Raw genomic sequence first — 11,498 nt, 5'->3', positions numbered from 1 at the left:
CGAGTGACGTATGAGACCGAGCAGAAGTCGGAGCGGACCGGAGCCATGGGACGAGCGGAAGAAAGACGAGCGCGGCAGCGCGGCGGTCGCCGCGCGGCGCCCCAGCGCTCGTCCGGGGGCGAAGCGGCCGGCACGACGACCGTCATAGGCGCGCCCGAGGGCGGCGGCAGGGCCGCCGCCAGGGCGGCGGCCAAGGGCGGTGGCAAGAAGAAGCAGAAGTCCTTCCTGCGCCGCATGTTCACCTGGAAGAAGGTCCTCGGCACGTTCTTCGGCGTCTGCCTGCTCGGCATGGCCGCCTTCGTGGCGCTCTATCTGTCGATCGGCGTTCCCGAGGACGGAAACCCGCAGGCCACCCAGGAGAGCAACGTCTACGAGTTCTCCAACGGCAAGGTCTTCGCCCGCACCGGCAACACCAACCGCGAGATCGTCGAGCTCAAGGACGTCCCCAAGGACGTCCAGATGACCTTCGTCGCCGCCGAGAACATGTCCTTCTACTCGGACCCCGGCGTCGACTTCAAGGGCATGGCCCGCGGTCTGATCAACACCCTGTCCGGCAAGGGCAAGCAGGGCGGCTCGACCATCACCCAGCAGTACGTCAAGAACTACTACCTGACGTCCGACCAGACGGTGACCCGCAAGCTCAACGAACTGGTCATCTCCCTGAAGCTGGAGCGCAACGAGACCAAGGACTACATCCTCGCCGGCTACATCAACACCAGCTTCTACGGTCGCAGCGCCTGGGGCATCCAGGCCGCCGCGCAGGCGTACTTCCGCGAGGACGCCAAGGACCTCAGCGTCGAGCAAGGCGCCTACCTCGCCGCGCTGCTCCAGGCCCCCAGCCAGTACGACCTGGCCACCGCCACCCCCACGGGCCGGAAGCTGGTCACGAACCGCTGGAACTACGTCCTGGACAACATGGTCAAGATGAAGAAGCTGACCGCCTCGGAGCGCGCGGGCATGAAGATGCCCAAGCTGAAGCCGCCCCCGACCGCCCCCGGCATGTCCGGCCAGAACGGCTACCTGGTCGAGGCCGCCAACAACCAGCTGGCCAGGCAGCTCGTGGCCGAGAACAGGGCGTCCGACATCGAGGAAGCCAAGACGAAGATCGACCTGGGCGGCTGGACCCTCAAGCTGAACATCAACCCGAAGAAGCAGGCCGCGCTGGAGAAGGCCGTCAAGCAGCGCCTCACCAGCAAGCTCGACACCAAGAAGCGCAAGGTCGACAAGTACATCCAGGCCGGTGCCGTCTCCGTCGACCCGAAGAGCGGAAAGATCGTCGCCATGTACGGCGGCGTCGACTACGTCAAGCACTTCACGAACAACGCCACCCGCCGGGACTACCAGCCCGCCTCCACCTTCAAGCCGGTCATCCTCGCCGCCGCCGTCGACGGGGACGCCGAGACGCAGGACGGCGACCCGATCACCGCCAGCACGGTCTACGACGGTGACAGCCGGCACAAGGTCATGGACAGCGGCACCGCGGTCGGCTTCAACCCGCCGAACGAGGACAACGTCGACTACGGCGACGTGACCGTGCAGACCGCCATGAACAAGTCCATCAACTCCGTCTTCGCGCAGATGGGCGTGGACGTGGGCATGGAGAAGGTCATGGAGGTCGCCGGGAAGCTCGGCATGGACACCGAGGGCATGCAGGCCGTGCCCGCCCAGACCCTGGGCTCCATGGGCGCCAGCCCGCTGGAGATGGCCGGTATCTACGCCACGCTCGACAACCACGGCAAGAAGGTCACCCCGACCCTCCTCGCCTCGGCCACGCACCGGGACGGCGAGGTCACCTTCCCCGACCCGATCGGCGAGCAGGTCATCACCGAGGAGGCCGCCGACACGGTCACCTCGGTCCTCACCGGCGTGGTCGACGACGGTACGGCCAAGACCTCCGTCCGCGACAACCCGTCCCGCAACGGCCAGCAGGTCGCCGGCAAGACGGGTACCTCCGACGAGAACCGCTCCGCCTGGTTCACCGGCTACACCCCGAACCTCGTGACCTCCGTCGGCCTCTTCGGCGAGGACATGAGCAAGAACGGCAAGCACGTCTCGATGTACAACGCCGTCGGCGTCCCCCGGGTCAACGGCGGTGGCTTCCCCGCCCAGATCTGGGCCAGCTACACCTTCGGTGTGATGGGCAAGCCCACCAAGTTCGACCTCAACACGAAGCAGGGTGCCGCGGTCGCGCCCACCGAGTCGGCGACCCCCTCGCAGACCCCGAGCGAGACGCCGAGCGAGACCCCGTCCGAGTCGCCCTCCAGCGAGCCCCCGAAGTCCGAGTCGCCCTCGGCCTCGGAGACGACCCCGGAGACCACCCCGGAGACGACCCCGGAGACGACCCCGGAGGAGACCCCGTCGGACAACGGCGGCATCGAGTTCCCGCCGGATCCCAAGGACCCCAAGGATCCGAAGGTGGACGACTAGCGCGGGACCCGCACACGACGAAGGGGGCGCCCGGTGATCACACCGGGCGCCCCCTTCGTCGTACGCGTCAGGCCGGGTTGAGCTCGAACCAGACGACCTTCCCCGCGCTCAGCCGGGTGGCCCCCCAGCGCTTCGCCAGCCGGTTGACCAGGTAGAGCCCGCGGCCCCCCTCGTCGGTCGCCCTGGCCTGCCGGAGCCGGGGCAGCTGCGGCACGTCGTCGGTCACCTCGCACCGCAGCACGTCGGTCCGCAGCAGCCGCAGGGTGACGGGCCGCGTCGCGTAGCGCACCGCGTTTGTCACGACCTCGCTGATCAGCAGCTCGACCGAGTCGGTCAGCTCCTCAAGCCCCCAGCGGGACAACGCGTGCCGGGCCAGCCGGCGCGCCCGTCCCGGAGCCATCTCCTCCGGCTCCAGGAACCAGTACGCGACATCGCTGGGAGCGATCCCATCGAACCGCGCGGCGAGCAGCGCGATGTCGTCGTCCCGGTCGCCCGGGCCGAGCATGTCGAGCACCTCGTCGCAGAGCGCCTCCAGCGGTGGCGGATGGTCCGGCCCGGTCAGCTGCGCGGTCGCGGCCAGCTTCTCCCGCAACTGCTCTATGCCGGTCCAGACGTCCCGCAGCCGGGACTCCACGAGCCCGTCGGTGTACAGCAGCAGCGTGCCCCCGGCCGGCGCGTCCAGCTCCACCGCCTCGAAGTCCACCCCGCCCACACCGATCGGCGCGCCCGGCGGCACCCGCAACACCTCGGCACGCCCGCCCAGATGCAGCAGCACCGGCGGCGGATGCCCCGCGTTGGCGATGGTGATCCGGTGCGAGACCGGGTCGTACACCGCGTACAGACAGGTCGCCATGCGGTCCGTGCCGAGCCGCTGCGCCTGCTCGTCGAGGTGGTGCAGCACCTCCTGCGGCGGCAGATCGAGACCCGCCAGCGTCTGCGCGGTGGTCCGCAGCTGTCCCATGATCGCGGCCGAGGTCATCGAATGACCCATCACATCGCCCACGACCAGCGCGACCCGGCTCCCCGGCAGGGGAATCGCGTCGTACCAGTCGCCGCCGACCCGTGCGGTCTCGGCGGCCGGCAGATACCGGTGCGCGAGCCGAACGCCGGTGCACTTCGGCAGCGCCTCCGGCAGCATCGTGCGCTGCAGCTCGTCGGCGATGTACGCCTCGCGGCCGTACAGCACGGCCTTGTCGATGCCGAGCGCGCTGTGCGTGGCGAGCTGGGCGGCGACCAGCAGGTCGTCCTGCTCGAACGCCATCCGCTCGGGGCGGCGCAGGAAGACGGCCGCGCCGATCACCCGGCGCCGGCCGCGCAGCGGGGCGAGGATCGCCCGCTGGCCGGTCGGCACCGTCAGCTCGGCGTCCGGGCCCAGCAGTTCGGGCAGCGCGTCGTGCGCGGCCGGGGCGTCCGCGAAGACCGGGCGCACCCCCCGCAGCACCTCGGCCAGCGCCCCGCCGGGGCGTACCTCGCACTGCTCGGCGGTGACCACGGCCAGATCGACGGGCTGCTCCGGCTGGAGCGACGAGGGCATGAAGCCGCCCTCGGTGTCCCGCTCCTCGGGGATCCGGTCGGTGCGGCGCAGCCGCAGCACCATGGGCCCGGTGGGCCGCTCGTCACCGACCGGCAGCGGCTCGCGCAGATACACGAGGATCGCGTCCGAGAACGTCGGCACGGTGGCCCGGCACAGACCCATCACGATCTCGTCCAGGTCTATGCCCCGGGCGATCCTGCGGGTCGCGGCGCCGACGAACCGCAGCCGGTCGCCGTCCCGCCGCATGGGCATGGGGGCGCCCGGCGCCACACCCTGCCCGCTGCGCCGCTCCAGGCCGCCGACGGCTCCGCCGGACCGTTCCGGCTCGCCGCCGGGCTGCGCCGGGATGGTCTCCGGCGCGGGCCTCGGGCGGTGCGGGTCGGGCTCGGTGGCCGCGGGCTGGGAGTGCTCGGAGAGCGCCGGCTGGGCGTGCTCCGAGGGGGCCTGCCCGCTCTTGGCGCAGGGGGCCGCGGTGCCCGGCTCGGCCGGCGCGTCACCCATGCGTGCCTGAGCGGGTAGAGCCGCGGCGGGCGCGGTACGCATCGGCTCCTGGGTACGCAGAAGCGCCCCGCGGGGGTCCGTGGGGCCGGCGCCGCCCTGAGGGCGCTCGTGGGAGGTGGGGTGCTCCGTCACGCGTGTCGAATCCATCCGTCCGGGACTGCGCGTCGTGTGCGCAGTGCGTCCCGCAAACCCGATACTTCGTCCCGCAGAAAGGCCGATACCCGGATTACGTGTCCTGGGAACGGAATTCCCGCGTGGTCAGAGGCAGTTCCTGTGCCACACACGGTACCGGCGGGCACGACGAACGACAGTACAGCCCGTCCGCCGAGCCGTCTCCGGCTCGTCCCGGTGTAACCCTCGTACCCCTTGATCACGTCTTGCCGCCCCTCGGTGACGTACGGTCAAGCCCTGCCCGAACTGCGGGAGTTGCCCCTGTGAACTCTTGCGGAGGACGATCCTACGGTTGCGGACCCGGGGCGTATCAAGGGTCTCATGAGGACAAGTGCGCGGGTGTACGGTCCCAGTCGTCCGGGAGAGACGGTACTCCCCATGCCGGATTCGGGCGCCAGTGCTGCCAGCCGTCCGCGAACGGAGGGCCCCACGCGCGGATCACGTCCACCGCCGAACGGCCCGCCTCCCGCACCCGCTCGGCCGCCGACGCGTCCATCAGCCCGTCCTGCTGGGCCTGCGCGAACTCGTCCTCGTCGAGCCAGGTCCAGGTCCGGTCCGGGAAGACGCAGATGTCCAGGAAGTGGTCCTCGGAGTCCACACCGCCGTCCCAACGGGCCTGCGGCGTCTCCAGGTTGACGTACCAGTTCTTGAAACGCCAACCCTGCTCCCAGAAAAGCCACACCGACCACGGCTCGCCCGGCCGTGCCAGCTTCAGCACCCCGGTGCCGGACCAGCGGCCGAGCCGCACGCTGCGCGGCTTGGTGTAACGGGACGCGAGGGGTTCGGAGTTCGGCGAGGTGCCGTCCGCCAGCACGGGCCGTACGCACTCGGTGCCCGGCGCCAGCCACACGGCCAGCAGCTCGGCGTCGTCGCGTACGACCGTCACGGGGCGCGCGATATGGAAGCGGTCCCCGCCGTTCTCCCGGTAGCGCCACAGGATCTGACTCCCCGGCTCCCAGAACGCCGCCGACCCGCCCGCTTCCGCTCGTCTCACCACTCCGTCGTCTCCCATGCGCAGATATTAGGTGTCATGCGCATATGACGCTGCGGTACCGCCCACGGTTCACGCCTTGGCGGGAATCGGTAACCCGGGGGACACCCGGGACGGCCGGAACTCGCCGTACGGTCACGGCCGTGTCATCCGCAGGACATCCAGCGCCGCGTCGAGCTGCTCCCGGGTCAGGTCGCCGCGTTCCACGTACCCGCCCTCCAGGACGGTCTCCCGGATGGTCTTGCGTTCCGCGAGCGCCCTCTTGGCGACCTTCGCGGCCTCCTCGTACCCGATGTACCTGTTGAGCGGGGTCACCACGGACGGGGACGACTCGGCGTACTCGCGCGCCCGCTCCCGGTGCGCGACGATCCCGTCCACGGTCCGGTCGGCCAGCAGCCGCGAGACGTTCGCCAGCAGCCGGACGGACTCCAGCACGTTCTTGGCGATCACCGGCAGCATGACGTTCAGCTCGAAGTTGCCGGACGCGCCCGCCGTGGTGACCGTGAGGTCGTTGCCCGTGACCTGCGCGGCGACCATGAGCACGGCCTCCGGGATCACCGGGTTGACCTTGCCGGGCATGATCGAGGAACCGGGCTGGAGGTCGGGCAGGGAGATCTCCGCGAGACCGGTCCTCGGCCCCGAGGCCATCCACCGCAGGTCGTTGGCGATCTTGGTGAGGGACACCGCGACCGTACGGAGCTGTCCGGACGTCTCCACGAGGCCGTCCCGCGCCCCCTGCGCCTCGAAGTGGTCCCGCGCCTCGGTGAGCGGCAGCCCGGTGACCCGGGCGACCTCCGCGATGACGGCGGCGGAGAACCCGGGCGGTGTGTTGATGCCGGTCCCCACGGCCGTACCGCCCAGCGGGAGTTCGGCGAGTCGGGGCAGCGAGGCCCGCAGCCGCTCCACGCCGTACCGCACCTGGGCCGCGTATCCGCCGAACTCCTGGCCGAGCGTCACCGGTGTCGCGTCCATGAGGTGCGTACGACCGGACTTCACCACGTCGGAGAATTCCGCGGACTTCCGCTCAAGGGCGGCCGCCAGATGCTCCAGGGCCGGGATCAGGTCACCGGTGACGGCGGCGGTGGCGGCGATGTGGATCGAGGAGGGGAAGACGTCGTTGGACGACTGCGAGGCGTTGACGTGGTCGTTCGGGTGCACGTCCCGGCCCAGCCGCTCGCTCGCCAGCGTGGCGATGACCTCGTTGGTGTTCATGTTCGACGAGGTCCCGGAACCTGTCTGGAACACGTCCACCGGGAAGTGGTCGTCCCAGCGCCCCTCGGCCACCTCCTCGGCCGCCTCCCGGACGGCCTCGGCGATGTCCTTGTCGAGCACTCCCAGCTGGGCGTTGACCGTCGCGGCGGCGCCCTTGATCCGGGCCAGGGCCTCGATGTGGGCACGCTCGATGCGCTGCCCCGAGATGGGGAAGTTCTCGACCGCCCGCTGTGTCTGGGCCCGCCACCTGGCCTCGGCCGGTACGCGGACCTCGCCCATGGAGTCGTGTTCGACGCGGTAGTCACTCATGCCGGGTACAGCGTCCGGACCGGTCGCGGTGTTCCCGGCCGTACCCCGTAAGGGTGAGGGTGACATTCCGCACGCCGACGCCGGTGGCGTGCAGTAGCGTCAGCCCGACGAGCCGATCGTCGAACGCGGTGTCGAATGCAGCATCGGACGCGGCATCGGACGCAACGTCAGATATGTCGGATGAAATGTCGCAGAAAGAACAGGCATTGAGAAGCGCTGTCATACGCCGGTCCTGCGCGGCCGGTGCCGCCGTCCTGTCCCTGACCCTGTTCACCGCGTGCTCGGACTCGGGTGAGAGCGGGGAGAAGGGCGGATCGGGCGGCAAGAAGCCGGCCCTGTCCGCCGCGGACCTGGAGAAGGTGGTCCTGAAGGACGGGGACGTCAAGGGGCACAAGGTCAGCGAGCCCAACGGCACGGTGGACCGGAAGACGATCGAGCCCGGCAGCGACGCGTGCGCGCCCGTCGCGTACGCCATGCTCGGCTCCGTGGTCGACGAACCGGCCGCGACCGTGCAGCGCGAGACCCAGAAGAAGATCGACTCCGTGGAGGCCGCCAAGAGCGGTGACGCCTCGGGCCTCGACGCCACCCGCACCCTGCTCCGTCTGTCCGCCTACGACGGCGAGGCCGCCCAGGCCGTGATGAAGTCCCTCACCGCCTCGGCCGAGGACTGCGCGGGCGGCTTCGAGGTCACCGCCGACGGCACCTCCCAGCAGGTCACCAAGGTCACCACGGACCCCGCGCCCGAGGGCGCGGACGAGGCGATCGCCCTCACGTTCCTCAGCGAGGCGGAGGGCACGAAGGTCCCGATGAAGGTCGTCGTCTTCCGCCAGGGCGCCACCGTCGGCTACGTCACCGCCCTCAACCTGGCCTCGGCCGCCACGGGCAAGGACTTCGACTTCCCGGCGGAGGTCGTGGAGGCGCAGGTGAAGAAGCTGGCGTAGGCCCGCCGGGCCGGAGGGGCGACAGCTCCGGGCGCGGTGACGGACAGGGGCGGCCGGGGGCGTGACATCCGCTTCCGGCCGTCCCGGCTCGTCGTCGGCCCTTCGCTACGCCAGGCCGGGCCCTCGTACCGGGATGGTCGTGAACGTCGGCGCCGGGGCCGGGTCCTTGAAGAAGTCGTTGCCCTTGGCGCCATCCCGGATGGCCGCCCTCGCACTGCTCGGCCCCGGGGGGCCTCGCAGGCTTCGGGCAGCCGCGCCGGACTCCGTCCGTCGGGTGGTTGCCGTCAGCCGCCCCTATGCTCCCGGGCTCGCCCGGGGCCGGAGGGGCGGCAGCCCCGGGCGTGGCGACGGGCAGGGGTGGCCGGGGGTGTGGATCCGCTTCCGGCCGTCCCGGCTCGTCGTCGGCCCTCCGCTACGCCAGGCCGGGCCCTCGTACCGGGATGGTCGTGAACGTCGGCGCCGGGGCCGGGTCCTTGAAGAAGTCGTTGCCCTTGGCGCCATCCCGGATGGCCGCCCTCGCACTGCTCGGCCCCGGGGGGCCTCGCAGGCTTCGGGCAGCCGCGCCGGACTCCGTCCGTCGGGTGGTTGCCGTCAGCCGCCCCTATGCTCCCGGGCTCGCCCGGGGCCGGAGGGGCGACAGCTCCGGGCGCGGTGACGGACAGGGGCGGCCGGGGGCGTGACATCCGCTTCCGGCCGTCCCGGCTCGTCGTCGGCCCTTCGCTACGCCAGGCCGGGCCCTCGTACCGGGATGGTCGTGAACGTCGGCGCCGGGGCCGGGTCCTTGAAGAAGTCGTTGCCCTTGTCGTCCACGACGATGAACGCCGGGAAGTCCTCGACCTCGATCTTCCAGACGGCCTCCATGCCGAGCTCCTCGTACTCGACGACCTCGACCTTCTTGATGCAGTCCTGGGCGAGACGGGCCGCCGGGCCGCCGATGGAGCCCAGGTAGAAGCCGCCGTGCGCGCCGCACGCGTCCGTGACCTGCTGCGAGCGGTTGCCCTTCGCCAGCATCACCCGGGAGCCGCCCGCCGCCTGGAACTGCTCCACGTACGAGTCCATGCGGCCGGCCGTCGTCGGACCGAAGGAACCGGAGGCGTACCCCTCGGGGGTCTTCGCCGGGCCGGCGTAGTACACCGGGTGGTCCTTCAGGTACTGCGGCATCTCCTCGCCCGCGTCCAGCCGCTCCTTGATCTTGGCGTGCGCGATGTCACGGGCCACGACCAGCGGACCGGAGAGCGACAGCCGGGTCTTGACCGGGTACTTGGTCAGCTCCGCGAGGATGTCGTCCATCGGCTGGTTGAGGTCGATCCGCACGACGTCGCCGGCCTCGTCGAGGTGCTCGTCCGTGGTGTCCGGCAGGAACCGTGCCGGGTCCGTCTCCAGCTGCTCCAGGAAGACACCCTCGGCGGTGATCTTCGCGACGGCCTGACGGTCGGCGGAGCAGGACACGGCGATCGCGACCGGGCAGGACGCGCCGTGGCGGGGGAGGCGGACCACGCGGACGTCGTGGCAGAAGTACTTGCCGCCGAACTGCGCGCCGATCCCGATCTTCTGCGTCAGCTCGAAGACCTTCTCCTCCAGCTCCTTGTCCCGGAAGCCGTGCCCGAGCGGCGACCCCTCGGCGGGGATCTCGTCCAGGTAGTGCGCGGAGGCGTACTTCGCCGTCTTCAGGGCGTACTCGGCGCTCGTACCGCCGACGACGATCGCCAGGTGGTACGGCGGGCACGCGGCCGTGCCCAGCGAACGGATCTTCTCCTCCAGGAACTTCATCATGGAGGACTCGTTCAGGACGGCCTTCGTCTCCTGGTACAGGAACGACTTGTTGGCGGACCCGCCGCCCTTGGCCATGAACAGGAACTTGTACGCGCCGCCGTCGGTGGCGTACAGCTCGATCTGCGCCGGCAGGTTCGACCCGGTGTTCTTCTCCTCCCACATGGTGAGCGGAGCCATCTGTGAGTAGCGCAGGTTCAGGTTCAGGTAGGCGTCGTAGATGCCCTGGGACAGCGCCCGCTCGTCCCCGCCCTCGGTGAGCACGTTCTGCCCGCGCTTGCCCATCACGATCGCCGTGCCCGTGTCCTGGCACATGGGCAGCACACCGGCGGCCGCGATGTTCGCGTTCTTCAGCAGGTCCAGGGCGACGAACTTGTCGTTGCCGGACGCCTCGGGGTCGTCGATGATCCGGCGGAGCTGCGCGAGGTGCGCCGGCCGCAGATAGTGCTGGATGTCGTGGATGGCCTCGGCGGCCAGCTTGCGCAGCGCCTCCGGCTCCACCTTGAGGAACGTGCGTCCGTCGGCCTCGAAGGTGGAGACACCCTCGGAGGTCACCAGCCGGTACGGGGTGGTGTCCTCTCCCATGGGGAGCAGATCGGTGTACTCGAACTCAGGCATGTCGCCCATTCCTCACTCGACAGAACAGCGCGCTGACCTCCGTTGGCAGCGTCCACCAGCGTAGGACGTGGCCGGGAGGGCGGGCTTGTGAGGTAGGGCTCAGTTCGGTGGCCCGGAGTTGTCCACACCCCTGGTCGCGATCTATCGCGAGTGGGTAATCTGCTGTCGTGGACCTTCAGAAGCGCCCCACCCAGCACCCGCCGTTGCCGTCCGCCGAGCTGCGCGCCTCCGACGCCGACCGCGACCGGATCGCCGACCTCCTGCGCGAGGCCCTCGCCGAGGGCCGCCTCACCGCCGATGAGCACTCCGAGCGGGTCGAGGGCGTGCTCGCCGCCAGGACGGTGGGCGAGCTGGACGTCTTCGTACGGGACCTGCCGGCCGGCCAGGCGGCCCGCGGGCCGGCCCGCGCGTACGTGCCGCCGGTCTCCTCCGTGCCCAACCGCCCGACGCCCGGCGCCATCCCGCTCGACCCCGACGACCGCCTGGTGGCCGTCTTCAGCTCTTCGATGCGCAAGGGCCGCTTCCGGGCCGGACGCCGTATCCACGCGTACGCGATATTCGGCAGCGTCGAGATAGACCTCAGCGAGGCGATGTTCGAGCACCGGCAGGTGATGATCAAGGCGGTCTCGGTCTTCGGCAGCGTCGAGGTCCGCGTCCCGGAGAACGTCTCGCTGCGCGGCAGCGGCGGCGGCATCCTCGGCAACTTCGAGGTGCACGCGCTGGACTCGGACGAGACCGACGCCCCGGTGGTCTATGTGGACGGCCTGGCCGTGCTCGGGAACATCGAGGCGAGGCCGAAGCGGGGCAAGGTGATCGCCGACCTCCTCGGCCGGGTCGGGGACCATCTCACCCGCCGCGTGGACGATCATTTGCGCAGGCGCCAGGACCGTTGACGGGTGTGAATTCGGCCCTCCCGGCCCGCACTTGAGGGGGCGGGTCCGGTTGTGTCGGTGCGGTGTGGACGGCGAATTCCAGCGGATCGGGACTCAGTGCATAGGCCCGCGCACAGCGGGTAGGCCTTGCT

General features: G+C 70.6%; 8 protein-coding genes. 3 read left to right on the top strand and 5 right to left on the bottom strand.

Translation table 11 applies throughout. The features are described 5' to 3' along the window. Nucleotides 1–45: 45 nt before the first annotated feature. Complete coding sequence (locus SCAB_RS15915) at nucleotides 46–2,427, top strand: transglycosylase domain-containing protein (RefSeq protein ID WP_013001109.1); 2,382 nt, start codon at nucleotides 46–48, stop codon at nucleotides 2,425–2,427. 67 nt (nucleotides 2,428–2,494) lie between these two features. On the opposite strand, the gene SCAB_RS15910 is transcribed toward SCAB_RS15915, so the two are convergent. From SCAB_RS15910 to SCAB_RS47545, 4 genes are all read right to left on the bottom strand, one after another. Next, nucleotides 2,495–4,609 carry an ATP-binding SpoIIE family protein phosphatase gene (locus tag SCAB_RS15910; protein WP_173402881.1) on the bottom strand — a complete coding sequence of 705 codons (2,115 nt, stop codon included), beginning with the start codon at nucleotides 4,607–4,609 and terminating at the stop codon, nucleotides 2,495–2,497. A 343-nt stretch (nucleotides 4,610–4,952) separates the two neighbouring features. Continuing rightward, nucleotides 4,953–5,645, bottom strand: a complete 693-nt coding sequence (gene fomD, locus SCAB_RS15905; protein ID WP_037727326.1) for a cytidylyl-2-hydroxypropylphosphonate hydrolase — start codon at nucleotides 5,643–5,645, stop codon at nucleotides 4,953–4,955. A 114-nt stretch (nucleotides 5,646–5,759) separates the two neighbouring features. Next, a complete protein-coding gene (locus SCAB_RS15900; RefSeq protein ID WP_013001106.1) occupies nucleotides 5,760–7,145 on the bottom strand; it encodes a class II fumarate hydratase in 1,386 nt (461 codons plus the stop codon). Then, complete coding sequence (locus SCAB_RS47545; RefSeq protein ID WP_162471716.1) at nucleotides 7,138–7,368, bottom strand: hypothetical protein; 231 nt, start codon at nucleotides 7,366–7,368, stop codon at nucleotides 7,138–7,140. Before SCAB_RS47545 ends, SCAB_RS15900 begins: the two co-directional genes overlap by 8 nt. Here SCAB_RS47545 and SCAB_RS15895 point away from each other — a divergent pair. Continuing rightward, nucleotides 7,352–8,086, top strand: coding sequence for a hypothetical protein (locus tag SCAB_RS15895; protein WP_041669243.1), 735 nt, complete (start codon nucleotides 7,352–7,354; stop codon nucleotides 8,084–8,086). The two genes, SCAB_RS47545 and SCAB_RS15895, sit on opposite strands and share 17 nt — an antisense overlap. 720 nt (nucleotides 8,087–8,806) lie before the next feature. Here SCAB_RS15895 and SCAB_RS15890 read toward each other — a convergent pair. Then, nucleotides 8,807–10,474 carry a fumarate hydratase gene (locus tag SCAB_RS15890; protein ID WP_037727676.1) on the bottom strand — a complete coding sequence of 556 codons (1,668 nt, stop codon included), beginning with the start codon at nucleotides 10,472–10,474 and terminating at the stop codon, nucleotides 8,807–8,809. 167 nt (nucleotides 10,475–10,641) lie between these two features. On the opposite strand from SCAB_RS15890, the gene SCAB_RS15885 reads away from it, so the two are divergent. Continuing rightward, nucleotides 10,642–11,367 (top strand): DUF1707 SHOCT-like domain-containing protein, encoded by a 726-nt coding sequence (locus SCAB_RS15885; protein WP_013001103.1) that lies wholly within the window; start codon nucleotides 10,642–10,644, stop codon nucleotides 11,365–11,367. Nucleotides 11,368–11,498 lie beyond the last annotated feature (131 nt).

The organism is Streptomyces scabiei 87.22 (assembly GCF_000091305.1).
In the GTDB taxonomy this organism is placed as follows: Bacteria; Actinomycetota; Actinomycetes; order Streptomycetales; family Streptomycetaceae; genus Streptomyces; species Streptomyces scabiei.
This window is presented reverse-complemented; position numbering and strand designations above follow the sequence as displayed.